Source organism: Halarchaeum nitratireducens, assembly GCF_014647155.1.
GTDB classification, from domain to species: domain Archaea; phylum Halobacteriota; class Halobacteria; order Halobacteriales; family Halobacteriaceae; genus Halarchaeum; species Halarchaeum nitratireducens.
The window spans coordinates 87,958-112,890 of the sequence record NZ_BMOQ01000006.1; the positions used below are offsets into that span (position 1 = coordinate 87,958).

At 68.4% G+C, this 24,933-nt stretch carries 22 protein-coding genes; 12 read left to right on the forward strand and 10 right to left on the reverse strand.

The features are described from left to right. The first annotated feature begins 26 nt into the window (after nucleotides 1-26). Nucleotides 27-1,379, forward strand: coding sequence for an aminotransferase class III-fold pyridoxal phosphate-dependent enzyme (locus IEX91_RS11295; RefSeq protein ID WP_188879061.1), 1,353 nt, complete (start codon nucleotides 27-29; stop codon nucleotides 1,377-1,379). Nucleotides 1,380-1,490: 111 nt separating this feature from the next. Here the strand turns inward: IEX91_RS11295 and gdhB are convergent, their stop codons facing one another. Further along, nucleotides 1,491-2,813, reverse strand: a complete 1,323-nt coding sequence (gdhB, locus tag IEX91_RS11300) for a glutamate dehydrogenase GdhB (protein WP_188879062.1) — start codon at nucleotides 2,811-2,813, stop codon at nucleotides 1,491-1,493. Between the two features lie 431 nt (nucleotides 2,814-3,244). Between gdhB and IEX91_RS11305 the strand changes: the two genes are divergently transcribed. The 7 genes from IEX91_RS11305 (at nucleotide 3,245) to IEX91_RS11335 (ending at nucleotide 10,178) form a co-directional block, all read left to right on the forward strand. Continuing rightward, nucleotides 3,245-4,624 (forward strand): NAD-dependent succinate-semialdehyde dehydrogenase, encoded by a 1,380-nt coding sequence (locus IEX91_RS11305; protein WP_188879063.1) that lies wholly within the window; start codon nucleotides 3,245-3,247, stop codon nucleotides 4,622-4,624. A gap of 146 nt (nucleotides 4,625-4,770) precedes the next feature. Then, on the forward strand, nucleotides 4,771-5,400 hold the full coding sequence (locus IEX91_RS11310; RefSeq protein WP_188879064.1) for a hypothetical protein: 630 nt from the start codon (nucleotides 4,771-4,773) through the stop codon (nucleotides 5,398-5,400). 327 nt (nucleotides 5,401-5,727) lie between these two features. Continuing rightward, nucleotides 5,728-6,888 carry an extracellular solute-binding protein gene (locus tag IEX91_RS11315; protein ID WP_188879065.1) on the forward strand — a complete coding sequence of 387 codons (1,161 nt, stop codon included), beginning with the start codon at nucleotides 5,728-5,730 and terminating at the stop codon, nucleotides 6,886-6,888. A gap of 4 nt (nucleotides 6,889-6,892) precedes the next feature. Then, a complete protein-coding gene (locus IEX91_RS11320) occupies nucleotides 6,893-7,984 on the forward strand; it encodes an ABC transporter ATP-binding protein (RefSeq protein ID WP_188879067.1) in 1,092 nt (363 codons plus the stop codon). 15 nt (nucleotides 7,985-7,999) lie between these two features. Then, nucleotides 8,000-8,911 carry an ABC transporter permease gene (locus IEX91_RS11325; protein WP_188879068.1) on the forward strand — a complete coding sequence of 304 codons (912 nt, stop codon included), beginning with the start codon at nucleotides 8,000-8,002 and terminating at the stop codon, nucleotides 8,909-8,911. Next, on the forward strand, nucleotides 8,911-9,777 hold the full coding sequence (locus tag IEX91_RS11330; RefSeq protein WP_188879070.1) for an ABC transporter permease: 867 nt from the start codon (nucleotides 8,911-8,913) through the stop codon (nucleotides 9,775-9,777). The genes IEX91_RS11325 and IEX91_RS11330 overlap by 1 nt, the downstream gene beginning before the upstream one ends. Next, entirely contained in the window at nucleotides 9,774-10,178 is a 405-nt protein-coding gene (locus IEX91_RS11335) for a RidA family protein (protein ID WP_188879072.1), read from the forward strand. Before IEX91_RS11330 ends, IEX91_RS11335 begins: the two co-directional genes overlap by 4 nt. A 234-nt stretch (nucleotides 10,179-10,412) precedes the next feature. On the opposite strand, the gene IEX91_RS11340 is transcribed toward IEX91_RS11335, so the two are convergent. Then, nucleotides 10,413-11,786, reverse strand: a complete 1,374-nt coding sequence (locus IEX91_RS11340) for an aspartate aminotransferase family protein (protein ID WP_188879073.1) — start codon at nucleotides 11,784-11,786, stop codon at nucleotides 10,413-10,415. 175 nt (nucleotides 11,787-11,961) lie between these two features. On the opposite strand from IEX91_RS11340, the gene IEX91_RS11345 reads away from it, so the two are divergent. Next, nucleotides 11,962-13,137 (forward strand): M24 family metallopeptidase, encoded by a 1,176-nt coding sequence (locus tag IEX91_RS11345; protein WP_188879074.1) that lies wholly within the window; start codon nucleotides 11,962-11,964, stop codon nucleotides 13,135-13,137. A gap of 3 nt (nucleotides 13,138-13,140) precedes the next feature. On the opposite strand, the gene IEX91_RS11350 is transcribed toward IEX91_RS11345, so the two are convergent. Continuing rightward, nucleotides 13,141-14,106 carry a D-2-hydroxyacid dehydrogenase gene (locus IEX91_RS11350; RefSeq protein ID WP_188879075.1) on the reverse strand — a complete coding sequence of 322 codons (966 nt, stop codon included), beginning with the start codon at nucleotides 14,104-14,106 and terminating at the stop codon, nucleotides 13,141-13,143. A gap of 104 nt (nucleotides 14,107-14,210) precedes the next feature. Here IEX91_RS11350 and IEX91_RS11355 point away from each other — a divergent pair, with 104 nt between their 5' ends. The 3 genes from IEX91_RS11355 to IEX91_RS11365 all read left to right on the forward strand — a co-directional run bounded on the left by IEX91_RS11355 (nucleotide 14,211) and on the right by IEX91_RS11365 (nucleotide 18,141). After that, the gene (locus IEX91_RS11355) at nucleotides 14,211-15,494 is read left to right on the forward strand and encodes an amidohydrolase (RefSeq protein ID WP_188879076.1); all 1,284 of its coding nucleotides are present in this window, start codon (nucleotides 14,211-14,213) and stop codon (nucleotides 15,492-15,494) included. Beyond that, nucleotides 15,491-16,783, forward strand: coding sequence for a threonine ammonia-lyase (gene ilvA, locus IEX91_RS11360; protein ID WP_188879077.1), 1,293 nt, complete (start codon nucleotides 15,491-15,493; stop codon nucleotides 16,781-16,783). The genes IEX91_RS11355 and ilvA overlap by 4 nt, the downstream gene beginning before the upstream one ends. Nucleotides 16,784-17,058: 275 nt before the next feature. After that, entirely contained in the window at nucleotides 17,059-18,141 is a 1,083-nt protein-coding gene (locus IEX91_RS11365; RefSeq protein WP_188879078.1) for a CobW family GTP-binding protein, read from the forward strand. A gap of 48 nt (nucleotides 18,142-18,189) precedes the next feature. Here the strand turns inward: IEX91_RS11365 and IEX91_RS11370 are convergent, their stop codons facing one another. From IEX91_RS11370 to IEX91_RS11400, 7 genes are all read right to left on the reverse strand, one after another. Then, the gene (locus IEX91_RS11370; RefSeq protein ID WP_188879079.1) at nucleotides 18,190-18,342 is read right to left on the reverse strand and encodes a hypothetical protein; all 153 of its coding nucleotides are present in this window, start codon (nucleotides 18,340-18,342) and stop codon (nucleotides 18,190-18,192) included. Between the two features lie 112 nt (nucleotides 18,343-18,454). After that, nucleotides 18,455-18,670, reverse strand: coding sequence for a hypothetical protein (locus tag IEX91_RS11375; protein ID WP_188879080.1), 216 nt, complete (start codon nucleotides 18,668-18,670; stop codon nucleotides 18,455-18,457). 493 nt (nucleotides 18,671-19,163) lie between these two features. Next, nucleotides 19,164-19,742, reverse strand: coding sequence for a nucleotidyltransferase family protein (locus tag IEX91_RS11380; protein ID WP_188879081.1), 579 nt, complete (start codon nucleotides 19,740-19,742; stop codon nucleotides 19,164-19,166). Beyond that, the gene (locus tag IEX91_RS11385; protein WP_188879082.1) at nucleotides 19,739-20,875 is read right to left on the reverse strand and encodes an XdhC family protein; all 1,137 of its coding nucleotides are present in this window, start codon (nucleotides 20,873-20,875) and stop codon (nucleotides 19,739-19,741) included. Before IEX91_RS11385 ends, IEX91_RS11380 begins: the two co-directional genes overlap by 4 nt. Beyond that, the gene (locus IEX91_RS11390) at nucleotides 20,872-21,735 is read right to left on the reverse strand and encodes an FAD binding domain-containing protein (RefSeq protein WP_188879083.1); all 864 of its coding nucleotides are present in this window, start codon (nucleotides 21,733-21,735) and stop codon (nucleotides 20,872-20,874) included. The genes IEX91_RS11385 and IEX91_RS11390 overlap by 4 nt, the downstream gene beginning before the upstream one ends. Further along, nucleotides 21,736-24,057 carry a xanthine dehydrogenase family protein molybdopterin-binding subunit gene (locus IEX91_RS11395; protein WP_188879085.1) on the reverse strand — a complete coding sequence of 774 codons (2,322 nt, stop codon included), beginning with the start codon at nucleotides 24,055-24,057 and terminating at the stop codon, nucleotides 21,736-21,738. Further along, nucleotides 24,054-24,566: a (2Fe-2S)-binding protein gene (locus IEX91_RS11400; RefSeq protein WP_188879087.1), complete on the reverse strand. Its 513-nt coding sequence runs from the start codon at nucleotides 24,564-24,566 to the stop codon at nucleotides 24,054-24,056. The genes IEX91_RS11395 and IEX91_RS11400 overlap by 4 nt, the downstream gene beginning before the upstream one ends. Between the last annotated feature and the right edge of the window lie 367 nt (nucleotides 24,567-24,933).

Below are 24,933 nucleotides of genomic sequence, written 5' to 3' on the forward strand. Positions count from 1 at the left end.
ATGTACACTATCAACGTTTGCTGTGTATGGATAGGGATACCGCGGAGCCCGATACCGCAGCGTTTCCCGGGCCGAACGCCGAGCGGTGGATCGATTTTCACTCCCGGCACGCGGCGCCGAGCGAGTACTCCCACGAGTTCGTCTGGGACGTCACGGCGGAGGCTGACGGGCCGTTCGTGACCGACGTCGACGGGAACGTTCTCCTCGACTTCACGTGTCACATCGGCGCGGCACCGCTCGGCTACAACAACGAGAAGGTGCTCTCGAAGCTCCGCGAGTTCGACCTCGTCGAGCCGATGAAGATCGCGGGACAGGACATGTACTTCGGCGCCGGCCCCGATCCCGAGACGGCCGAATTCCCGGGAGCGAGTTACCTGATGGAGGCGCTCGTCGACGTCTCCGATCAGTACGGGATGGACACCGTTTTCCTCTCGAACTCGGGTGCCGAGGCGGTCGAGAACGCGATGAAGATCTGCCACGACTACAAACCGCCGGCGAAGTACGCCTACGCCTTCGAGAACAGCTTCCACGGGCGGACCGTCGGGACGCTCTCGCTCACGAAGTCCAAGGAGGTCTACACCCGCCACTACCCCGAGGTCGGCGGCGTGCAGACGATCCCGTTCTGCGACTGCGAGAGCCGGGCGGCCTGCGACTGTGGCTTCTTCGCCGGCGGGAGCTCGCGCCTCCGGGACGCGCTCGCCCCCGAGGGCGGCCACGTCAACCCCGAGGAGGTCGCGTTCCTCGTCCTCGAACCCGTGCAGGGCGTCGGCGGCTACCGGTTCCCGAACGAGGCGTTCATGGCCGAAGTCGGCGACGTCTGCGACGCGTACGACATCCCGCTCGTCGTCGACGAGATCCAGTCCGGCGTCGGGCGGACGGGCGAGATGTGGGCGGCGGATCACTACCCCGTCGAGCCGGACGTCATCGCCGCCGCGAAGGGGCTCCGCGTGGGCGCGACGATCTCCCGCTCCGAGGTCTTCCCCGCGGAGAAGAACCGCCTCGGGTCGACGTTCGGCGGCGGCGACCTCCTCGCGTCCATGCAGGGTGCGCTCACCCTGGAGGCGATCGACGAGCACGACCTCCTCGAGAACGCCACCGAACGCGGCCGGCAGGCGAGAGAGATCCTCCGCGACGGCGCGCCCGACCACGCCGTCGACGTGCGCGGCGAGGGGCTGATGCTCGCCGTCGAGTTCGACACCGGGGATCGCCGGGACGCCGTCGTCGCGGCGGCGCTCGATCGCGGTCTCCTCACCCTCGGGTGCGGGAAGAAGACGATCCGCCTCCTCCCGCCGCTCGATAGCACCGAGCGCGAGATCGAACTGGGCGCGGAGCTCTTCTGTGACGCCATGAACGCCGTCACGGCGGACGCCGTGGCGTAGCGCCGCGTCGGTGCCGTGCACGTCCGGCGGTCGGCGACGCGTGGTGGCGCCTCGCTCGACGGCGTACCGGCGCCGCCCGAAAGATCCGCACTGATCGAGACGCGGCGATCGTCAGGGCCAGAGTCCGCGCATCTCCTTCGCGTCGCCGATGCGCGAGAGCGCCACCGCGATTGCCGCGTCCCGCCACGTCATCTCCGATCCCTCGTACTCGGCGCGGACGGCGTTCCACGCCTTCAACATCTCCGCTTCGAGCTCCTCGTGGACGCGTTCGAGCGACCACTGCCGGCGGTTGATGTCCTGGAGCCACTCGAAGTAGCTCACCGTCACGCCGCCGGCGTTGGCGAGGATGTCCGGGATCACCGGCACGTCGCGCTCTTCGAGGATCGCGTCCGCCGCGAACGACGTCGGGCCGTTCGCGCCCTCGACGATCATGTCGGCGCGCACGTCGTCGACGTTCTCCGCCGTCACCACGTTGCCGACGGCCGAGGGGATCAGGACGTCGACGTCGAGTTCGAGCAGAGCGGCGTTGGACATCGACTCGGGGGCGTCGTATCCCGAGACCATGCCGGGTCGCTCGTCGTGCCCCTCGACGTTCGCCGTGTCGAGGCCGCTCGGATCGTAAATCGCGCCGTCGACGTCCGAGACCGCGACGACATCGGCACCCCACTCGTCGAGCAGGCGCGCGGCGTTCGCGCCGACGCTCCCGAAGCCCTGGACGGCGATCGTCGCGTCCTCCAGGTCCCGGTCGTAGTGGTCGATCGCCGCGCGCGTGACGATGGCGACGCTCCGGCCGGGCGCTTCCTCGCGGCCGTACGAGCCGCCGATGACGGTTGGCTTCCCGGTGACGACGCCGGGGGTCGTCTCGCCCTGTTGCATCGAGTAGGCGTCCATGAACCACGCCATCTCCCGCGGGCCGGTCCCCATGTCCGGCGCGGGGACGTCTCGTTTCGGCCCGACGACATCGCGGATTTCCTCCGCGAAGCGCCGCGTGAGCCGCTCGGTCTCGTCCTCGGAGAGCGTCTTGGGGTCCACGGCGATGCCGCCCTTTCCCCCGCCGAAAGGCAGGTCCATCACGGCGCACTTCCACGTCATCCACATCGAGAGGCCGATACACTCCTCAGCGTCGACGTCGGGGTGATAACGAATTCCGCCCTTGTACGGCCCGCGGACGTCGTCGTGCTGTGCGCGATATCCCGTGAACACGTCGAGCGTCCCGTCGTCGCGGCGGAGCGGCACCGACACCTGCTGGAGCTTCGTCGGGTGTCTCAAGCGTTCGACGACGCCGCGATCGACGTCGACGTGGGCCGCCGCTCGCCCCAACTGTCGGCGGGCCGTCGCCACCGCGGATTCGCCCGCGACATCCCCGGCGTCGGTGTTCGGTGACGATTCGGCTGCGCCGCTACTCGGCGTTCCGGTCGGGTCTGAGGCGGTCATCGGTCTCTGGATCGCGTCCGCGCGTCGGTCACGAGCGACGCGACGCCGAACGGAGCGACGTCCTCACCGCGGCGCCGGGCGCGGCGGCCGTCGAGGCCGCGGTCGTGACTCGCGTCGACTCGTCGGGTGTTCGTGCGTCCGGTGCGTCGGTCGCGTCCGTCGCCGCTGGGGGTGGTCCTGGCCATACGAGCGACGCGTGGAGGATCGGCGACGAACTGTAAATAACTTTCGTGAATGTCAGATACGGTATCTGTGTACACCGGTCACGAGCGGGTCGGCGACGAGTCAAGAGCGGACGCGACGGGACGTCACAGCGGGCCAGTGTCCGTCTTTCGAGGGGTCACACGGACCCGACGAAGAAGAAACGGATACTGTGTACACCATGCACGGAAACGTTATGTGGTCGGCCATGCAAGCGAGGATCACGTGTCATGCAGACGGTGAACCCGACGACAGAGGCGGAGTTGGAGACGTACGCACACCACGACGGGGAGGCGATCGAGGAGGCGCTCGACGCCGCGTCGACGGCCTTCGAGGAGTGGAGCGCGCGCGACGTCACGGAGCGACAGACGCTCGTCGGCTCGATCGCCGGCGGCCTCCGGGAGAACCTGGAGGAGTACGCCGCGTTGATGACCGACGAGATGGGAAAGCCGCTCGATCAGAGCCGCGGCGAACTCGAGAAGTGCGCGTGGGTCTGTGAGTACTACGCGGAGAACGCCGCGGAGTTCCTCCAAGACGAGCGCGTCGGCGTCCACCCCAAGGTGAAGACGAAGGTGTCCTACGAACCGCTGGGGCCGCTGGTCGCGGTCATGCCGTGGAACTACCCCTTCTGGCAGGTGCTTCGCGTCGCCGCGCCGACGCTCGCCGCCGGGAACACGATGCTCCTCAAACACGCCCCGAACGTCACGGGCTGTGCGACGGCCATCGAAGACCTCCTCCACGACGTCGGCATTCCCGAGGGGACCTTCCAGACGCTCGTCGTCGGACCCGACGCCGTCCACGACGCGATCGCCGACGACCGCGTCGCCGCCGTCACCCTCACCGGGAGCACTCGCGCCGGCAGCGCCGTCGCCGAGACCGCCGGAAAACACCTCAAACCCTCCGTCCTCGAACTCGGCGGGAGCGACCCCTTCGTCGTCCTCGACGACGCCCCGATCGAGCGCGCCGCGAGCGTCGGCGTCGACGCTCGCACCAAGAACAACGGCCAGGCCTGCATCGCCGCCAAGCGCTTCATCGTCGTCGACGACGTCTACGAGGCGTTCAAAGAGCGCTTCGTCGCCGAGATGAACGACCTCGTCGTGGGCGACCCGACGGAGTCCGAGACGGACGTCGGCCCGCTGGCGCGCGACGACCTCCGCGACACCCTCGACGAGCAGGTCCGGGCGACCGTCGACGCCGGCGCAGACGTCCTGCTCGGCGGCGAACCGCTCGATCGCGAGGGCTACTTCTACGCGCCGACGGTCCTGGAGAACGTCCCCGAGGGGACGCCGGCGGCCCGCGACGAGCTGTTCGGGCCGGTCGCCAGCCTCTTTCGCGTTCCCGACGAGGCGGCCGCAGTCGAGCTGGCCAACGACACCGACTACGGGCTCGGCGCGAGCGTGTGGACGAGCGATCTGGACCGGGCCGAGCGGCTCACCGGCGAGATCGAGGCCGGTGCGGTCTTCGCGAACGAGCTCGTCTCCTCCGATCCCAGACTCCCCTTCGGCGGCGTGAAGAGCTCCGGGTACGGCCGGGAGCTCTCCTCGCAGGGGATCCGGGAGTTCACCAACGAGAAGACCGTCTGGCTCTCCCCGCCCGACGGTCTCGAATAGGCTGTCAACGATTTCTGAGTACTCTCGGCCCCGAGACCCCGCGTCGTGAGCGACGGTCGCCCCGACGCGGGGATGGGAGCGCGTCGTTCGCCTCCGAGAGCGCCGTTTGCACAAACGTTAAACACGTCTGTATACGCAATCTGTGTATGGGAGAACACGACCCGACCGAAGACGAGAGCCGGCCGCGGGGTATTCTGACGCCGAGCGACCGGGAGTTCCTGCTCGGACACAAGACGGACTACACGGACCACTCGAAGAAGCAGAAGCGAAACCGGATCCGACGACGGCTCCGGAACGCGATCCTGGATTTCTCGATCCTCTTCGAGCACCTCGAAGAGCGCGACCGGGAGACGGTGTTCGACCCGGACGACGAGGCCCGCGAGGCGTACACGCGGGGCATCACGAACATGCTCGGCTTCCTCCATCTGGGGACGATCGGCTACTACGTGCCGTTCAAGCACATGCTCGCGGAAGGCGTGAACAAGGCCGAACAACAGCTCGCGGACTCCGATTATCGGATGGTGAACGTCGAGTTCAACGTCGATCCCGTCGGCCGGATCGACGTCGACGACGTCGTCGATAAGATCGAGAACGACGAGTTCGAACAGCTCACCGACGAGGAGCTCCGGGCGTTCGTCCGTCTGCTCACCGAGAGCGACGACTTCTCGCCGGACGCCGCCCGCGAGAACCTGCACGCACAGATGGAGGATTACGTCGGAAAGGTCGAGTCGGCGGCGCAGCGACGCGAGCAGAAGGTCGAAGAGCTGAGCGAGTAAGCGCCCATTTCCCGCCTCGCGCGGTGGGCCGTGTTTTCGACGCCCCGTAACGAGGCGAGGATCGACGAGCAAGTGCTCGGGGTCGACGATCGCGGGCGACGCCGAGCCGGGTCGCGGGCGTCGAATATCGACGACGCTGCGAACGGCATCGGACAGCGACGCGTGAAATACACGGAATTCGTAGACGATACCTACGGTATCCGTAAGACTTATGATATCGTCTAGCATGGTTCGCGCTGTGATTGAAGATGACAGCGAAGTGGCGGCGAATAGTATCGACACCGAACACAGTGACGCGAAATGAGTGACCAAAGACCGACTTCGACCGTGAGACGGCGGACGGTTCTCGGATCGATCGGTGCCGGTGCGATCGCCGGTCTCGCGGGGTGCGGTTCGAGTAGCGGTGACGGCGACGAGGGCGGCACGACCGGCGGGACGGCGTCGAGTTCGACCGGCACGGCGTCGGGCGTGAAGGACTTCGGCGGGACCGAGATATCCGTCCTCCTCAACGGCGGGCCGATCCAGGAGGGGTTCCGGCAGATCGTCATCCCGCACGTCGAGGAGAAGTACAACATGACGATCAACAGCTCGGTCGCGTTCACGAGCGAGCAGATGTCGCAGGCGCGTTCGAATCCGAACAACCCTCCGGACGCGTTCAACATGGACGTCATCGGCGTCGCCGCGGGGAACCGCGAGGGGTGGCTCGAAGACCTCTCGGCACACGCCGACGCGCTCGCGAACTGGGACAGCATCCACCCGAAGCTCCGCCACGAGGACTACGGGCACGCCGGCGTCTCGTGGCAGATCGGTGAAGTCGGCCCCGTGCTCAACACCGGCACGGGCGTCTGGGACGCGGGGTCGCTTCCCGCCACGCAGGACGCGATCTTCCGGAACTGTCGAGACGTCTCGATGACGCCGTTCTCGTGGACGAACGGACCGTACACGCTCCTGCTCGCGTCCACCATCGCCACGGACAACGGCAAGGAGTACTTCCAATCGAGCGACGTCGACGTCGAGGCGGGGTTCGAGTACCTCCGAGAGACGCTCGCGCGGAAGAACACGACGACCATCACCGGCGAGTCACAGCTCCGGAACATGATCGGCTCCGGGAACGCCGACACCATCCCCAGCATCTACATGTTCGGGATGATCGACGTCTGGCAGAACGTCGACGACGTCACCTTCGCGCGGAACCTCGACCCGCTCTCCATCCCCATCGCGGAGTCGCTCGGCGTCGCCGCCGAGAGCGACAACAAGGAGGCCGCGCTCGCGTACGTCAACGAGGCGTTCGATCCCGAGATCCAGCGCCGGCTCTCGCAGTTCATGGGCACCGGTACGGCCGTCGAGGGGGTCGAGAACCAGCCGAAGGCCCGGGAGTTCGGCGCGCCGACCCCGGACGAGTTCGACAACCTCGTCTGGCCGGACTTCGACTACGTCTCGGAGAACCGCTCGCAGTGGAGCAACCGCTGGTCACAGATCTTCGGGTGAACGCATGAGCACCGACAGCCAGGGCCGCGTCGAGTACGCGGACGTCGTGAAGGAGTACGGCGACGTCACCGCGGTGAAGGAGGCGAGTTTCACCGTCGAGCCCGGCGAGTTCGTCGCGCTCCTCGGGCCCTCGGGCGCGGGCAAGACGACGCTCCTGCGGATCCTCGCCGGCTTCGAGGAGACGAGCGGCGGTCGCCTCACGCTCGACGGGCGCGACGTCGACGCCGTCCCGCCACACGAGCGCAACACGGGAATGGTGTTCCAGTCGTACGCGCTCTTCCCGCACATGACGGTCCGAGAGAACATCGAGTTCGGCCTGAAGCGCAACGGCTTCGACGGCGACGAGATCGACGAGCGCGTCGAGACCGTGCTCTCGATGGTCGACCTAGCGGGGTACGGCGACCGGAAGCCCGCGAACCTCTCCGGCGGCCAGCAACAGCGCGTCGCGACGGCGCGCGCCGTCGCCATCGAGCCGAGGGTCCTACTGATGGACGAACCGCTCGGCGCGCTCGACAAGAAGCTCCGCGATCAGCTCCAAGTGGAGTTGACGGACCTCCAGAGCGACCTCGGCATCACGACCCTGTACGTCACGCACAACCAGTCCGAGGCGCTGACGATGGCGGATCGAATCGTCGTGATGAGTCAGGGGCGCATCGAGCAGATCGGCACGCCGACGGAGATCTACGACGCCCCCGCGACGCGGTTCGTCGCGGAGTTCATCGGCGACGCGAACTTCTTCGAGGGCGACCTCGACGCCGACGGCGAGTCGTTCACGACCGCCGGCGGGACGACGCTCGACGTGACGTACGATTCGGCACCGGCGGGGACGCCGTGCGCGTTCGTTCGTCCCGAGCGGATGGATCTCGCCCCTCGCGGGGAGGGGGACGGCGCGAACGTCGTCGCCGGCACCGTCGAGAACGTCCGCTTCGTCGGATCAACGACGCAGTACTACGTGTCGACGGTCGACGGCCGACTCCTCGTCGAGCGGCAGAACCAACGCGTCGACGCGGCGTTCGCCGAGGGCGACGCCGTCGACGTGACGTGGGCGCTCGCGGACACGCGTGTCGTCACGGACGATCCGGCGGACGGAGCGTGAGCGCGGATGTCGATCATGAGTAAACGGTTCCGCGAGGGCGTCTCGAAGCGCCTCACGACGATGCTCGGTACGTACGGGGGGTCGCGCCACGCGAAGTGGCTCCTCCTCGCCCCGGCGCTGCTCGTGCTCGTCGGCCTGCTCTACGCGCCGACCGCGTTCATCCTCCAGGAGAGCGTCCGCGTCGGTTCGCACCTCGGTCTCACGCACTACGCGAGCGTCGTCGTGAGCGGCTACTACCGGTCGGTCGCCCTCCGCACGCTCGGGATCGGACTGCTCGTCACGCTCCTCACGTTCGCCCTCGGTTTCCCGCTCGCGTACGCGGCGGTCCGCGGGGGCCGCCTCCTCGGCGGCGCCATCGTCGTCGCGACGCTCGCGCCGCTCTCCGTCGACCTCGTCATCCGCACGTACGGGTGGTACATCCTGCTGGGGCAGGGTGGACCCGTGCCGAAGCTCCTCGTCGCGCTCAGAGTTGGCACGGTCGAGAGCCCGCCGCAACTGCTCTTCAACACCGCCGGTATCGTCGTCGGCCTCACGCACGTCCTCCTCCCGTTCATGGTGTTCCCGATCATGACCGTCCTCCACACGATCCCGAGGGAGTACGAGGAGGCCGCGCGCAACCTCGGCGCGAACCGCCTCGGGGTGTTCGCGCACGTCCTCCTTCCGCTCGCGCTCCCGGGGATCGCCGCGGGGATGCTCCTCGTCTTCACGAACAGCATCGCCGCGTACGTCACCCCGGCCATCCTCGGCGGGAGCACGCAGACGCTGGCGACCGAGATCACGTCGATCTTCACGACGACGAACGACTGGGGGCTGGGCTCCGCGCTCGCGGTGTTGCTGGTCGTCGTTGCCGTCTGCATCATCGTCGGCTATCAGCGGGCGATGGAGGCCGCGGGCGGCGCGATCGGCGGGACCGGGGGTGAGCGCTGATGGCGACCGCGAGCGAGGAGAGCGACGGCAGTCGACTGTCGGCCGGCGTCGGCGCGGTCGCCGACTGGGCGTACCGGCTGCTCGTCTACGGCGTCCTCCTGTTCACGGTCGCACCGCTCGTCGTCGTCGTCCTGCTCTCTTTCCGACCGAACCCCTACGGGAACTCGGTCTTCTCGGCCGGGTGGCCGTCAACGACGTGGTACGCGAACCTCCCGGACCTCCTCGCCTCGCTCGGGTTCGCGAGCTCGCTGATCGCGAGCCTCAAGATCGCGGTCGTCACGACGATCCTGTCGCTCCTCATCGGCGGGCTGGCGGCGTACGCGATCGTACGCAAGGAGTTCAGCTACTCCTCGCTGCTCGAAACCGTGCTGATCTCGCCGCTCGTCTACCCGTGGCTCCTGATGTCGCTCGCCATCCTGATGACGGCGTCCTACCTGAGCGGGGCGTTCGACGTCCGGATCTCGATGTCGTTCTCGACGCTGCTCGCCGGACACGTCCTCTTCACGTTCCCCTATCCGATCCGCACCATCGGGGCGGGACTCCAGAACTACGACGACGAACTCGACGAGGCCGCGCGCAACCTCGGTGCGACGCGCCTCGACACCGTCTGGAACGTCACCCTCCCGCTACTCCGCCCCGGGATCATCAGCGGCGCGGCGTTCGTCTTCATCCTCTCGTTCAATCAGTACATCATCTCGCTGTTCCTCTCCGGGACGAGCATCCAGACGGTGCCGCTCCTCATGTTCAACCTCATCAAGGCACAGAGTCCGCCGCAGATAGCCGTACTCGGGACGATGCTCATGGCCGGCATGGTCGCGTTGACGATCGTCGTCGAGTACGTCGCCGGAATGAGCCGCTACATATGACAGAGAGACGCACACTCGCCACGGCTGACGCACCGGACACGGACACCCCCTACTCGCAGGGCGTGCGAGCCGGCGACTTCGCCTTCGTCTCCGGCTTCGGTCCCGTCGACCCGGAGACGATGGACGACGTCGAGGGCGACGTCGCCGCGCAGACGCACCGCTGTCTCGACAACGTCGAGGCGGTGCTCGCGGACGCGGGCGGGGGCCTCGCCGACGCGGTGAAACTCACCGTCTATCTCGACGACATGGGCGACTACGACGCGGTCAACGAGGCGTACGCGGCGCGCGTCCCGAACGACGTCCCGCCCGCGCGCGTCTGCGTCGAGACGGCCCGCCTGCCGGGCGACGTCGCGGTCGAGATCGACGCCGTCGCCTACCTCCCCGGGGGCGACGGCGAGTAAGCTCGCTCGCGGGGTCACCGCCGGCCGATACACGGACGGCGACGCGGTCTCTTTCGTTCGACGGGCGACGCGAACCGCCACGGAGGGTCCGGGGGGATGGGTGCGGTGCGGGACGAGCGGAGAGCGACGCAGGATAGAAAACGCCCGCCGGATGGGACTGACGGCGAGGGAGAGTGCAGATCAGGACGGCGGAGAGAGAAGGGGACGGCGAGAGCGGCCGAGAGGTCGGGGCGCTCAGGCGGTGGCGCCACGCTCGGCCGTGACGTGGTCGATGGCCTCGCAGATGACGTCGAGTGCGGTGTCGGCCTGCGCCTCGGTGAGCACGAGCGGCGGGAGGAGGCGGAGGACGTTCCCGTGCGGGCCGGCCTTCCAGACGAGGACGCCGCGCTCGTAGCAGTACCGTTGGACGGCCTTCACGGCGTCCGCGGCGGGCGTTCCGTCTGGATTCGTGAACTCGGCGCCGACGAACAGCCCCTTCCCGCGGACGTCGCCGACGAGCGGGGCGTTCACGTCGCGCAGGCGCTCGCGGACGTGGGCTCCGAGGTCGCGGGCGTGCGCGAGCAGGTCGTGTGCCTCGATGTACTCGATGGCGCGCGAGCCGGCGCGCATGGCGACGACGTGTCCCCGGTAGGTGCCGGCGTGATCGCCGGGGCCCCACGTGTCGAGGTCCTCGTGGTAGATCGTCGCGGAGAGGGGGAAGCCGACGCCGCCGAGCGCCTTCGCGGTGGTGACGATGTCGGGCGTCACGTCGTAGTGGTCGCTCGCCCACCACTGTCCCGTGCGGCCGAGGCCGGCCTGGATCTCGTCGACGACGAGCGGGAGGTCGTTGTCGTCGGCGATCTCGCGGAGGCCGGCGAGGAACCCCTCGGGGGGCGTGACGACGCCGCCCTCGCCCTGGATGGGCTCGACGAAGATGCCCGCGGGGTTCGTGAGGCCGCTGTACGGGTCCTCGACGATGGCGCGCACCTCTTCGAGCGAGCGCGCGACGGCCTCCTCGGGGGGCCGGTCCTGCGCGTAGGGATGGGGGTAGGGTGCGAACTCGACGTCACCGAGGAGCGGGGCGTAGGGCTCCTTGAAGTCCTTCTTGCCGGTGATGCTCATCGCGCCGCTGGTCGCGCCGTGGTAGGAGCCGCGGAAGGCGATGAGACCGTGGCCGCCGGTGTTGTACTTGGCGAGCTTGATCGCGGCCTCGATCGCGTCGCTCCCGGTGGGACCGCCGAAGACGACCTTGCTGTTGCCGGCGAGGTCGCCGGGCGCGCGCGCCTCGAGCTTCTCGATGAGGTCGAGACGCGGCTCGCTCGGGAAGTCGACGGTGTGGACGAGCTTGTCGGCCTGCTCGTGGACCGCCTCCATCACGTAGGGGTTGGCGTGGCCGACGTTCAGCACGCCGATACCGGCGAACATGTCGAGGAAGACGTTGCCGTCGACGTCCTTGATCGTCGCGCCCTTCGCCGCGTCGGGGACGAGCGGGATGTGGTCGGGGTAGGCGACCGCGTTCGAGTCGATCGCCTCCTGACGTTCGAGCAGGTCGCGTCCCTTCGGGCCGGGGAACTCCCCAACGTGCGGTGCGTCGTCGAAGTGGATGTCCTCGATCGGTGGTCCGACCATACGCGTTGTCACGCGGTACGACACCAAATAACTTATCCACAGATTCGAGAGACATCATACACAGATTCTGCGTACATACTTCGCACAGAGAGAGTCCCGTACACGAAAAGCGATTCGAAGAGACACGCAAAATGTTTAATAGCGGGATCGTCGAAGTGGAGACGAACGATACCGCATGGCACGAACCCCGTTCTCGCAGACAGAGTACGATCGGCGTCTCGAACGTACGCAGGAGCGACTCCGCGAGGAGGGCCTCGATGCGCTCGTCGTCGCCGATCCGGCGAACATGAACTACCTCTCAGGCTACGACGGATGGTCGTTCTACGTTCATCAGTGTCTCATCGTCACGCCGGAGCGCGATCCCGTCTGGATCGGCCGCGGACAGGACGCGAACGGCGCGCGGGCCACCGTCTGGCTCGACGACGACGACATCCTCGCGTACTCCGACGACCACGTCCACTCGCCGGTCGACAAGCACCCGATGGATTTCGTCGCGTCGGTGTTGGAGGAGATGGGACTCGCGGACGCGACGATCGGACTGGAGATGGACGCCTACTACTTCACCGCGAAGTCCTACACGCGCCTCCAGTCGAACCTCCCGGCGGCGACGTTCGAGGATCACACCCTCCTCGTCAACTGGGTGCGGGTGAGGAAGTCCGACGCCGAGATCGAGTACATCGAGCAGGCGACGGACATCTCGGCGGCCGCGATGGACGCCGCGATGGACACGATCGCCGAGGGCGTCCCCGAGTCCGAAGTCGCCGCCGAGATCTACGAGACGCTCGTCGCCGGGACCGAGGCCCACGGCGGCGACTACCCCGCGATCGTTCCGCTGATGCCCTCCGGCGATCACACCGATACGCCACACCTCACGTGGACGGACCGGGAGTTCGAGGACGGCGACCCGGTCATCGTCGAACTCTCGGGCTGTCGACACCGCTATCACTCGCCGCTCGCGCGAACCGCGTTCGTCGGCGACCCGCCCGAGATCCTCACCGAGACGGCGGACATCGTCGTCGAGGGGCTGAACGCCGCGCTCGACGCCGCCGAGCCCGGCGTGACCGCCGAGTCCGTGGAGAAGGCGTGGCGGGACGTCATCGAACGCCACGGGATCGAGAAGACGTCCCGGATCGGCTACTCGATGGGGCTGGGCTATCCGCCGGACTGGGGCGAGCACACCGCGAGCCTCCGTCCGAAGGACGAGACGGTGTTGGAGGCGGGCATGACGTTCCACCTCATTCCCGGCATCTGGACGTCCGACGTCGGCTTCGAGCTCTCCGAGACCTTTCACGTCACGAAGAACGGCGCCGAGCGCTTCTCGACGTACCCGCAGCGGCTCTTCGAGCGCTGAGGATCAGTCCGAACCGCGAACGAGGTTCGTCAGGTCGTCGACCGAGCCGCCTCGATCGAGGTGGCGGACGTTCTCGGCGACGATGTCGGCGAGACGCGTCCAGTGTTTCGGCGTGTGACCGCCGGTGTGGGGCGTGATGAGCGCGTTTTCGAGCGTCCAGAGCACGTGGTCCTCGGGGAGCGGCTCGGGGTCGGTGACGTCGAGGGCGACGCCGCGGAGCGCTTCGGTCTGGAGGGCGGAGACGAGCGCGTTCGTGTCGACGAGGCCGCCGCGCGCGGCGTTCACGATCACGGCGCTCGGGTCGAGCGTGGCGAGTTCCGCCTCGCCGATGAGGCCCCGAGTCGTCTCGGTGAGCGGACAGGCGAGCACGAGGTAGTCCGTGCGCGCGAGCGCGGCGTGGAAGTCGCGCTCGTCGAAGCCGATGACCTCGTCGGTCGGCCCGCCCTTCGCGGGCGTGTAGCGCACGCCGACGGTGTCGACGCCGAACCCCCGGAGGCGCTCGACGACGCACTGGCCGATCGCCCCGAGGCCGACGACGGTGACGGTCTTGTCGGTGAGTTCGTCCGATTGGAAGTGGCGCCACTCGCGCCGTGCCTTGCGCCGCCAGGCCTCGTGGAGGCGGCGGTCGAAGGTGAGGATGTGCCCGATGGCTTGCTCGGCGATCCCGGGCGCGTGGATGCCGCCGGCGTTCGTGACGGCGACACCCCGCGAGACGAGGTCGTCGACGGGGACGTGATCGGTGCCGGCGAAGGTGCACGCGAAGAGATCGAAGGAGCCCGCGGCGTCGAGGACGCCGTCGTCGACGGTGATACCGGTGATGACGTCCGCGTCGGCGGCGAGATCGCGTTCCTCGTGCGGGGTGCGGGCGTGCCCGATATCGTGGTCGGGGAGACGCTCGCGGAGTTCGTCGGCGTAGTCGGCCATCGAGAGCCCCTCGGTGCCTTCGCGGAGGACGAGTACGTCGCTCATCGTGTCGTCGGTACCGACTGTCACGAACGTCTTAAGCCTTTCTCGTAGATGGCGAATACGGTTTCCGTGTACATTTATTTGGGTCGACGCCGTTGGACACGCCGATGACGAGCGAGCACGTTCGCGGCCGGCTGAGCGAGGTCCGCCGGGCGTTCCACCGACACCCCGAGCCCGCGTGGTGTGAGTTCCGAACCACGTGTCGGCTCGTCGAGGAACTGCGGGGGATCGGCGTCGACGAACTGCACGTCGGGCGCGACGCGATCGCCGAGGACGAGCGCATGGCCGTCCCGGACGCCGACACGCTCGATCGGTGGTACGAGCGGGCGCGGGAGGCCGGTGTCGATCCGGGCGTCCTCGAACGACTCGTCGGCGGCTACACGGGCGCCGTCGCGGTGCTGGAGCGCGGCGAGGGACCGACGATCGGGCTCCGCGTCGATATCGACGGCCTCCACATCGAGGAAGCGGCGGGCGAGTCGCACGCGCCCGCGGCCGAGGGGTTCCGGTCGGAGACCGACGGAACGATGCACGCTTGCGGGCACGACGCCCACGTGACCGTCGGTCTCGGCGTCCTCGAAGCCGTGAAGGCGAGCGAGTTCGCGGGGACCTTCAAGGTGTTCTTCCAGCCCGCGGAGGAGGAGTCCGGCGGCGGGAAGGCGATGGCGGAGAGCGAGCACATGGACGACGTGGACTGCCTCTTCGCGGTCCACGTCGGTCTCGGACACCCGACGGGCGAGGTCGTCGCGGGCATCGTCGAACCGCTGGCGATGGCGCACATCACCGCGACGTTCCACGGCGAGGCCGCACACGCCGGCAACGCGCCACAGGAGGGGCGAAACACGATCCAGGCCGCGTCGCGCGCGGTGGGTGACCTCTACGGCATCCCGCGGCACGCCGACGGGGCGACGCGCGTGAACGTCGGGCGTATCGAGGGCGGGAGCGCGAGCAACGTCGTCGCGGACGAGACGACCGTCTGGGGCGAGGTGCGCGGCGAGACGACCGCGCTAATGCGCTACATGCAGGACGCCTTCACGCGGCGCGTCGAGGCGGCCGCCGCGGCCCACGGCTGTACGGTCGACGTCGACGTCGTGAGCGAGTCACCGCGCGCCGACAGCGACCCCGACCTGGCCGCGCTCGTCGGCGACGCCGCCCGCGGTCGCGCCGACGTCGACACCGTCCACGAGAGCGCGCCGTTCGGCGCGAGCGAGGACGCGACCTTCCTGATGCGACACGTGCAGGAGGCGGGCGGGCTCGCGACGTACGCCGTCGTCGGCACCGACCACCCGGGGGACCACCACACGCCCACCTTCGACGTGGACGAACGAACGCTCGATACGGGTGTCGGCGTGCTCAGCGACGCCGTCCTCGCGGCGGCGGAGGATCACCGATGAGCGAGCACGGGGACGGCGACCGCACCGCGGACGGCGTCGTCACGCTCGCGGACATCGAGGACGCACGCGAGCGCATCGACGACGTGATCAACGACACGCCGCTCGACACCTCGCGGACGCTCGCGGAGCGGTCGGGAGCCGCCGCGGTCGGCCTCAAGCTGGAGAACATGCAGCGTACGGGCTCGTTCAAGATCCGCGGCGCGTACAACACGATGGCCCAGCTCCCCGAGTCGGCGCGCGAACGCGGCGTCGTCACGTCGAGCGCGGGGAATCACGCACAGGGCGTCGCTCACGCCGGGGAGCACCTCGGGATCGACACGACCATCGTCGTCCCGGAGGTGACGCCCGCGGCGAAGATCGACGCCACGCGGGGATACGGTGCCGACGTCGTGGTCCACGGCGACATCTACGAGCGCTCCTACGAGCGCGCGCTCGCGCTCGCCGAAGAACACGGATACGCGTTCGTTCACCCGTTCGACGACGGCGACGTCATCGCTGGGCAGGGAACGATCGGCCTCGAACTCCGCGAGGAGTTCGGCGACATCGACACCGTCCTCGTCTCGATCGGCGGGGGCGGACTCATCGCCGGTATCGCCACCGCACTGACCGCCCACGACGACGACATCCGCGTCGTCGGCGTCCAACCCGAGGGCGCTGCCCACGTGCCTCCGTCACTCGAAGCCGGCGAGATCCGCGAACTCGGCGGCGTCGATACGGTCGCGGAGGGGATCGCCGACACCCGTCTCCTCGAACGTACGTGGGCGGTCGTCTCGGAGCGCGTCGACGACGTCGTCACGGTCAGCGACGCCGAGATCACGTGCGCGCTCGCGGTGCTCGCGGAGCGCGTGAAGACCGTCGCGGAAGCGGCGGGCGCCGCGCCCGTGGCGGCGCTCCTCGGCGACGACCTCGACATCACGGGAGAGCGCGTCGCCGCCGTCGTCTCGGGCGGGAACACCGACCTCACCGAACACGGCGAGCTCGTTCGGACGGGCCTGATGCGTCTCGGCCGCTACGCCGAGGCGCGCGTCGCCGTGGCCGACTGGCCGCACGGTCTCGACGCGCTCACCGACGTGATCGCCGACGCCGGCGCCGAGCTCGACGAAGTCGCCCGCCGGCGGCTGACGAGTGCGGACCACCCGAACCGGACTCCGGTCGCCGTCTCGCTCGCGGGGAGCGGACCCGCGCACCTCCGCGAGACCGTCGCGGCCGTCGATGCGACCGACGGGCTCGCAGTCGTCGAGCACTCGATCGGTGCCGGCGGCGAGACCGGAGCGGGCGACGGCGGATGAAAGGGCGGTCGTCTCGCGTGGGAGCTACTTGGCCTGCAATAGCCACTTTATCTACGTTATGTACCGTAACTACCGTGAGTATCGTAACTACCTTAGCTAACTTAGGTAGCTTAGTTATACTAGAGGCGGCAGCGAACCGTCTCCGGGCTCGCTACACAGAGCGGGAAACCCGTTCCCGGGCGCGGAGGTCGTCCCCGCGCCGTCGGACACCGGCGTCCCGAACGGCGAGTCCGTGGGCGAACCTTTTAGCGCGGCCGCCGTGTACGACGTTCGTGATGACGGGTCCCATTCCGGTGACGATCGTGAGCGGCACCCTCGGCGCGGGAAAGACGACGCTGGTCAATCACGTCCTCGCAAATCAGCAGGGGTACGAGGTGGCGGTGATCGTCAACGACATGGGCGACGTCAACGTCGACGCCGAGCTCGTCGCCGACCGCGACGAGGAACGCGGCGTCGTCGACCTCTCCAACGGCTGTATCTGCTGTCGACTCCAAGACGACCTGCTCACCGAGGCCCAACGGCTCGCCGACGAACGCGACTTCGACTACCTCCTCGTCGAGTCCTCGGGCATCAGCGAACCCGTCCCCGTCGCGCGGGTCTTCCTCGAGGGCACCGACGAGAGCGACGTCGATCCCGCCGAGCACTTCGAGCTCGACACGATGGTGACGGTGCTCGACAGCTACGGGTTCTGGAAGGAATTCGACGCCGGCGCGACTCTCCCCGCTGGCGCGGACGCCGGCGACGACGAGCGCCCGCTCAGCGAGGTGCTCGTCGAATCCGTGGAGTTCTGCGACGTCCTCCTGCTCAACAAGTGCGACATGGTGCCCGGCGATACCCTCGACGAGATCGAGGCGGTCGTCCGCGAGCTCCAACCGCGCGCCGAGGTCGTACGCACCACGCACTCGGAGATCGATCCGGGCCGAGTCCTCGACACGGGGCGTTTCGACTACGCCGAGGTGTCACGCTCGCAGGGGTGGAAACGACACGCCGCCGGTGAGGGCGGACACGCGCACGACGGCGAGAGCGCTGCCGAGCACCACGGCGTCTCCTCGTTCGTCTACCGGAGCGAGCGCCCGTTTCACCCCGATCGTCTCGCCGCCTGGCTCGACGATCCCGACCCCGAAGTGATTCGCGCGAAGGGATTCTGCCACGTCGCCGGCTCCGAGGACGTCCTCGGCGTTAGTCAGGCCGGCACCGCGGTACAGGCCGGCCCGCTCGGCGCGTGGGACGACGACGAGCGCGAGACGCGACTCGTCTTCATCGGCCGTGAGCTGGACGAACGTCGCCTCCGGGCAGAGCTCGATGAGGCGCTGTGCGCGGACGACGAATCCCCCGTGACGTATCCGTTCCCGTTGTAAGCGCTGGTACGACCCGCGTCGTGGACATCCCGTCGAGACGGCTCGTCTCTAAACGTCGAGTTCCTCGCGCAGGTCGTCCCAGGACTCCTGAAAGCCGTGCGTCGACGTCGACTCGCCGACCATCGCCTCCTGGTAGAGGTCGTCGTACTCGAGTAACTGTCCCCACCCCCCGTCGTAGACGGCGCCACAGTAGATGCACATGCCTCCGTATACGCGGCGTACTAACTTAAACTCTCGCGGCACGGCGGAACCCGCAGAAGGGTCGGGCGTGTCGAGGCGAGGAGATGGGCGTCGACCGGTCGGAGTCGAGTGATCAGTCGTCCTCGAACTTCCGGCGGCGCGCGTCGAGGATCTTCTCGACGATCAAGTCGGTGACGTCGGGAATAGTCCGGGCGATCGCGTCGTCGAGCTCGCGATCGGTGACGTCTTTCACGCCGTGGTCGCGGAGCTTCCGCTTGATGACGAGCCACGCCGCACACCGCGCGAGGACCGGACCGCGCCACGCTCGATCGGCGCCACTCGCGGACATGGGCTCGTCCTCGGCGACAGTCTTGTTAGGTAAAAGCATTTCTACCGCGAGCGATCGATCCAACGGACCGACGGCTACGGCTCGGCTCGATTCGACAAGCGAGTCGACGATCCCGTGCCGTATACGGCCGGCAAAGTCGGTATACTCGCCCGATCGTCGCCGTGTTCCGTCGATATATCGGCGTCCGGAATCGAGTCGGCCGAGACGAGCAGTTCGAGACCGAAATCGACGTATCTGGCTATTTAGGGCAATAATCGGTCGTCTGGGTGGTCGGTCGAGGACGGTGCAACTGCGCGACGGAGATCGATATCGGACCGATTAGTATTGTTTCATATTTGCAATTCTTTCTGGTGGGTGGTCATTCCGTCGGCGACATCTGCGACCGACCGGATCCGGGTCGAGACGGAGCCGGGAGATCGGCGTGTCGACCAGTCGCCCGGACTGCTCGACGCACGGACGTGACGAGCGACCCAAGCTGTCGGCATCCCGGACGTCATCGATCGAGGTCGGCGACTGTATCGACATCGGCGTGGATTCCGGGGTCGTCGACGGCCACCCGAGCGACGGTCGAGGAGTCGAAGAGGGACCGGCCGCCGACATCGCCGCTGAGCGCGTCGAACGAGCGGAGGGCGCGCGCGTCGAAGACGACCGGATTCCCGCGCCGTCCGTCGGTGACTGGGACGGTGATGGGCGCGTCGGTGTCCGTGGCGGCGTCGAGGAGACGGGCGTACGTCGGGGACTCGACCCACGGCATGTCGCCGAGCGCGAACAGGGCGCGTTCGCACTCGCGGTCGAGCGCGACGCGGGCACCGCGACGTGCGGAAGTGCTCTGGCCGACGTGGTACCGCTCGTTCCGGACGATCGTCACGTGATCGGTGACCGGCTCGAGCGCCGCACGCACTCGCTCGGCGTCGTGGCCGAGGACGACGACGGTCTCGTCGACCGGCGAGGCACGGAGACGGCGGGCGGCCCGTCGGACGATCGGCTCGCCGGCGACCGTCCGGCGGAGCTTGTTTCCGTCCTCGAAGCGTGAGCCGGTGCCGGCCGCGAGGAGGACGCCGATCGCGCTCACGTGATCTCGGGGCGCTCGTGGATCGGACCAGGGCGCTCGACGAGCCGGCCACCACTGCGGTCGTTGTGGACGGCGAGGAGTTCGCTGACGATGCTGAAGCCGATCGCAGTCGGCTCGTCGCCACCGAGATCGAGCCCACAGGGCGCGGCGATCCGCGCTTCGTCGGCCGCGGTAAGCGACCGATCCATCGCCTCACGGAGTTCACGGAAGCGCGAGCGCGGCCCGAGCACGCCGACGTAGGGGACGTCGGTGTCGAGGAGGGCGTCGAGTGCGAGTCGATCGTCAAGAGCGTTGTGTGACATGAGGACGGCGTACGTGTGTTCGGGCACGTCGACGACGGCATCGAGGTCGGCGGGCCGCGTCGAGACGACGTCGTCCGCGCTTGGGAATCGATCGGCGTCGGCCCACGCGCCGCGGGCGGTCGCGACTCGGACGCGGAAACCGGTGCGGGCGGCGAGCGACGTGACGGGGTTCACGTCTGGCTGGCCGCCGAAGACGAGCAGTTCGGGCGCGGGTAGCAGGCGGTTCGCGAAGACGCGAGCCGTGCCGGCTGCCGTCTCGACGTCGGTAGTGACCGCCACGTCCTCGGTCGCGTCGTCGAGACGTGACGCGACGGGTTCGACGACGGTGTCGGGAAGCGGGTCGCGGGCCGTCGATACGGTATCGTGGCCGACGATATGCCGGTCGCCGACGGCGAGTGCAGGATCGGAAGACGCGACCACGGTGAATACCGTCACGGGACGGTTGGCGTCGAGTGCGTCGAGTACGGGCGTGAAGCTCGTGTCGAGCGGCTCAACGAGGACGTCGACGACCCCGTTACAGCCGAGCCCGAGGCCCCAGATATCGGCATCGTCGTCGCGGAGGTCGTAGGTGTGGAGACGGGAGCGTCCGTCGTCGATCGTCCGGCGGGCGGCGTCGACGACGGAGTCCTCGAGGCAGCCGGCCGTGACGGCGCCGTGACTGTCGCCGTCCGGGTCGACGACCATCCGCGCGCCCGGGCGCCGGTATCCGGAGCCCTCGACGTGGACGACGGTCGCGACGGCGGCGTCCGCAGCCGCGTCGACGTGCTCGCGCATCGACGTCCGAATGGTGCGCTGCGTCGCACTCCACGGATCGGTCGCTGGTCCCGTCATCGCTCACGGACCCCCACCGCGTCTTCGAGTGCCCGACGACAGTACGAGCGGACGAGGCGGCGCCGATAGCGCCCGGCGGCCGCGTCGTCGACGACGAGCGACGCGGGATCGACGTCCGCAAGCGCGGCGTCAGCTGCATCCGCCGCGGGGAGATCGTGCAGGGGCGCACCGACGAGGCGCGCCTCGACCGCGGAGAGACGGATCGGATACGCTCTCGCACCGTTCGCCGCGACGCGGGCGGACATCACGGTGCCGTCCGCGACGTCGAGCGCGACGGCGACGCTCACGACCGCGTACCCGGAGTACTCGGAGGTGCGGATGTAGCCGCTCCGATCGGCGTCGGGGAGCACGACCTCGGTGGCGAGTTCGTCGTCGTCGAGCGCCGTGTGCCCCGAATCGCGGAACCAGTCGTCCGCGTCGATCGTCCGTGTCCCGTCGAGACTGCGGGCGGTGATGCGGCCGCCGAGCGCGAGGAACGCCGCGGGTGCGTCGTACTTCTGGTCGGCGAACACGAGGTTCCCGGCGATCGTCCCCTGGTGTTTCGCCTGGCGATCTCCGACCGAAGACGTGGCGAGCGCGAGCGCGCGAGCGTGTGTGCGGACCGCCGCCGAATCCGCGATTTCGGCATGCGTCGTCAGCGCGCCGACGCGCGTCTCGTCGTCGCCACGCGTGATCCCGGACAGTTCGTCGAGTCCCGCGATATCGACGAGCCGATCCGGCGACTCGACGCCGTCTTTCAACTCGGGGAGGAGGCTGTAGCCGCCCGCGATCACGCTCGCGTCGCGGGTAGCGGCGAGGAGGTCGAGCGCTTCCGCGACCGAGGTCGCGCGGACGCGTTCACCAGCGTAGCGTGCAGGCATCTAGGGCTCCCCCTCCATGCCGGCCCAGACCTTCGCGGGCGTGACTGGGAGGTCGTCGATTCGGACGCCGACGGCGTCGCGGACGGCGTTCGCGATCGCGGGTGCGGGTCCGAGGACGGAGACCTCGCCGACGCTCTTCGCGCCGAACGGCCCCGTGGGCTCGTGCGTCTCGACCAACTCGACGTCGAGATCGGGGAGGTCGGGCGCGTGAATCACCTCGTAGTCGCGGAGGCCGCGGTGCTCGGGGACGCCTTCCGCGTCGACCGAGAGCTCCTCGGAGACGGCTTGACCGAGCCCCATGACGGCGCCGCCGATCACCTGTCCGCGCGCGCCTTCGGGGTTGATCGCGGTGCCGCAGTCGACGGCGTTCGCGAGACGGACGACCTCGAATTCGCCGGTCTCGGTGTCGACGTCGACGACGGCGAGCTGCGCGGCGAACGGCTTCGGCGAGAGCGCGGTGAAGTGCCGGCCGCTCGCGGTGAGCCGACGCTTCGGACCCCCCTCCCCGATGAACGCTTCCTCTGCGAACTGGCCGAGCGACAGCGACTCACCACTCGGGAGTCGGAGGTCGCCCTCGACGAGCTCGATAGCGTCCGCGGGAACGTCGAAGCGCTCGGCGGCGAGGTCGCGGACCTGCACTGCGAGGTCGCGTGCGGCCTTCTCGGTGGCGTTCCCGCTCACGTACGTGGTGCTGCTCGCGTACGCACCGTTGTCCCACGGCGTCGCGTCGGTGTCGTCGGCCGTCACGTGGACGGAGTCGACATCGAGGCCGAAGACGCCGGCGGCGATCTGGGCCATCACGGTCTCCGAGCCCTGGCCGGTGTCGCCGATGCCGACGCGGACGGTGAGCGTGCCGTCCGTCTCGAGCGTGACGTGCGCGCGGGCGAACTCGCTGCTCGGCACGCCCGACTTCGCCATGGAGAGCGCGACGCCGTAGCCGCGCTGGTAGCGCTCATCGTCGGGCTCGTCGGGGCCGTCGTCCCAGTCGACGGCGTCGCAGACGCGATCGAGGCAATCGCCGACGCCGACGGACTCGAGGCGGCGTTTGCTCTCGCTGAACTCCGGCTCGAAGCTCTCGTCGCCCGCCTGAACGAGGTTGTGCCGCCTGAGCTCGACGGGGTCCATCCCGATCGCGTCGGCGACCTCGTCCACGTGGCTCTCGATGCCGAACGTCCCCTGGACGGCGCCGTAGCCGCGCATCGCACCGCCGGGCGTGACGTTCGTGTAGACCGCACGTCCGGTGAACAGCCGGTTCTCGCAGGGGTAGAGCGACATCGGCTCGTGCGCGGCGTTCGAGAGCACTGCGAAGCCGTGACAGCCGTACGCGCCCGTGTTCGAGGTGACGTCGACGTGCATCGCGGTGATCGTGCCGTCGTCGCGGACACCGGTCTTGACTGTGACGTCCTGGGCGTGGCGGGTCTGGGAGGCGTGGAGGTCCTCCGAACGCTCGTTTCGGAGGCGGACCTTCTCGCCGGTCTCGAGCGCGAGCGCGGCCGCGAGGAACTGGACCGGGAGGACGTCCTGTCTGACGCCGAACCCGCCGCCGACGCGGGGCTTGATGACGCGGACGTCCGTCCGGTTCAGGTCGAAGGCACGCGCGATGGTGTCTCGACAGATGTGCGAGACCTGCGTCGTCGTCCGAAGAGTGAGACGTTCGCGTTCGTCGATCCACGCGATCGCCGTGTTCACCTCGAGCGGGAGGTGTTGGACGACCTGCGTCTCGTACTCTCGTTCGACGACGGCGTCCGCCTCCTCGAAGCCGGCCTCGAGGTCCCCTTCCTCGTGGCGGGCCGCGCAGACGACGTTCCGCTCGGGGTCCGCGCCGTCCTGCTCGTTCTCGTACTCGTCAGGGTGAATCGTCGGTGCGTCCGGCTCCATCGCGGCGTCCGCGTCGAAGACGGCCTTACGGACGTCGTACTCGACGTCGATGGCGTCGACGGCGCGCTCGGCGGCTTCGGGGGTCCGCGCGGCCACGGCGGCGACGGGCTCACCGACGAAGCGCACCGTCTCGTTCAACACGCGTTCGTCGAACGGCGCGGGCGCCGGATAGGGGAAGCCGGTACGCGTGAATCGCCCCGCCGGGACGTCCTCGTGAGTGAGGACGGCCCGCACGCCCGGGATAGCTTCCGCGGTATCGGTGTCGATCGACTCGATACGGGCGTGGGCGTGCGGGCTACGGAGGACGTGTCCCGCGAGCGCGTTCTCGGTCGGGACGTCGTCGGTGTAGCGCGCGTTCCCGGTGACGAGCCCCCAGCCGTCGACCTTCTCGACGCTCTCGCCGACGGGAGCGTGGGCGTCGGCCGCGTTGTCGGGTGACGTCACCGTTCGACCTCCATCGGCTCCGCCCGGTCGAGTCGGGTGGCCGCATCACGGATCGCCTCGATCTGCTGGGCGTAGCCCGTGCAGCGACAGACGTTCCCGCTCAGGGCGTCAGCGATCTCGGCGTCGCTCGGATCGGTAGTCCGCTGGAGGAGGTGATAGGCGGCGACGAGGACGCCGGGAATACAGAAACCACACTGGGCCGCGCCGTGTTCGAGGAACTCCTCTTGGAGCGCGTGGAGGCCGTTATCGTCGTCGAGGAGCCCCTTCACCGTCGTGACGTCCGCGCCGTCGCAGCGCGACGCCGGTGTGAGACACGCACGCGTTAACTCCCCGTCGCAGAGGACGTTGCACGACCCGCAGACACCCTCGTCGCAGCCGTTCTTCACCTCGTAGTGGCCGGCGTTCCGCAGGCTCTCGATGAGCGTCTCACCGCGCTCGGCGGCGAGAGTCACCGGTTCACCGTTGACTCGAACCGAAACGGTGCCGGCCGAACCGTCGTTTCCATCCATGACTCCTCATGCGTGGAGCTAGATCGGATTAAAACTTTGGATAAAAGACAAGATATCGAATAGACGAAAACGTTCAGACAACGAATTACCGCAGAGCATTCGATATCGGTCACGGGACGGTTCGAGCAGTAGAAAAGGCGATGCCGAGGTATCGAGAGGCTAACGGTCGCGTTCCCCCGAGCGCGATCAGGTGTTCGCAATGCACGAACGCGACGCTGTCCCGCGTATTCGCGGCGAGCGTCGGTGGAGATATCGTCCGCTGTTGTGTCACTAGCTCTCACGGTCGGTGTGATACGGTGGGTTTACACAGATATATTTGTAATAGAGTCCGGACACCAGCCGCGTCGAGCCGTTCGGACATTGCAAA

Bases quoted from the DNA above. Each gene is read 5' to 3' on its own strand.
- IEX91_RS11295 (WP_188879061.1), top strand. From the start codon at position 27: ATGGATAGGGATACCGCGGAGCCCGATACCGCAGCGTTTCCCGGGCCG.
- gdhB (WP_188879062.1), bottom strand. From the start codon at position 2,813: ATGACCGCCTCAGACCCGACCGGAACGCCGAGTAGCGGCGCAGCCGAA.
- IEX91_RS11305 (WP_188879063.1), top strand. From the start codon at position 3,245: ATGCAGACGGTGAACCCGACGACAGAGGCGGAGTTGGAGACGTACGCA.
- IEX91_RS11310 (WP_188879064.1), top strand. From the start codon at position 4,771: ATGGGAGAACACGACCCGACCGAAGACGAGAGCCGGCCGCGGGGTATT.
- IEX91_RS11320 (WP_188879067.1), top strand. From the start codon at position 6,893: ATGAGCACCGACAGCCAGGGCCGCGTCGAGTACGCGGACGTCGTGAAG.
- IEX91_RS11325 (WP_188879068.1), top strand. From the start codon at position 8,000: ATGAGTAAACGGTTCCGCGAGGGCGTCTCGAAGCGCCTCACGACGATG.
- IEX91_RS11330 (WP_188879070.1), top strand. From the start codon at position 8,911: ATGGCGACCGCGAGCGAGGAGAGCGACGGCAGTCGACTGTCGGCCGGC.
- IEX91_RS11335 (WP_188879072.1), top strand. From the start codon at position 9,774: ATGACAGAGAGACGCACACTCGCCACGGCTGACGCACCGGACACGGAC.
- IEX91_RS11340 (WP_188879073.1), bottom strand. From the start codon at position 11,786: ATGGTCGGACCACCGATCGAGGACATCCACTTCGACGACGCACCGCAC.
- IEX91_RS11345 (WP_188879074.1), top strand. From the start codon at position 11,962: ATGGCACGAACCCCGTTCTCGCAGACAGAGTACGATCGGCGTCTCGAA.
- IEX91_RS11350 (WP_188879075.1), bottom strand. From the start codon at position 14,106: ATGAGCGACGTACTCGTCCTCCGCGAAGGCACCGAGGGGCTCTCGATG.
- IEX91_RS11355 (WP_188879076.1), top strand. From the start codon at position 14,211: ATGACGAGCGAGCACGTTCGCGGCCGGCTGAGCGAGGTCCGCCGGGCG.
- ilvA (WP_188879077.1), top strand. From the start codon at position 15,491: ATGAGCGAGCACGGGGACGGCGACCGCACCGCGGACGGCGTCGTCACG.
- IEX91_RS11365 (WP_188879078.1), top strand. From the start codon at position 17,059: ATGACGGGTCCCATTCCGGTGACGATCGTGAGCGGCACCCTCGGCGCG.
- IEX91_RS11370 (WP_188879079.1), bottom strand. From the start codon at position 18,342: ATGTGCATCTACTGTGGCGCCGTCTACGACGGGGGGTGGGGACAGTTA.
- IEX91_RS11375 (WP_188879080.1), bottom strand. From the start codon at position 18,670: ATGTCCGCGAGTGGCGCCGATCGAGCGTGGCGCGGTCCGGTCCTCGCG.
- IEX91_RS11385 (WP_188879082.1), bottom strand. From the start codon at position 20,875: ATGACGGGACCAGCGACCGATCCGTGGAGTGCGACGCAGCGCACCATT.
- IEX91_RS11390 (WP_188879083.1), bottom strand. From the start codon at position 21,735: ATGCCTGCACGCTACGCTGGTGAACGCGTCCGCGCGACCTCGGTCGCG.
- IEX91_RS11400 (WP_188879087.1), bottom strand. From the start codon at position 24,566: ATGGATGGAAACGACGGTTCGGCCGGCACCGTTTCGGTTCGAGTCAAC.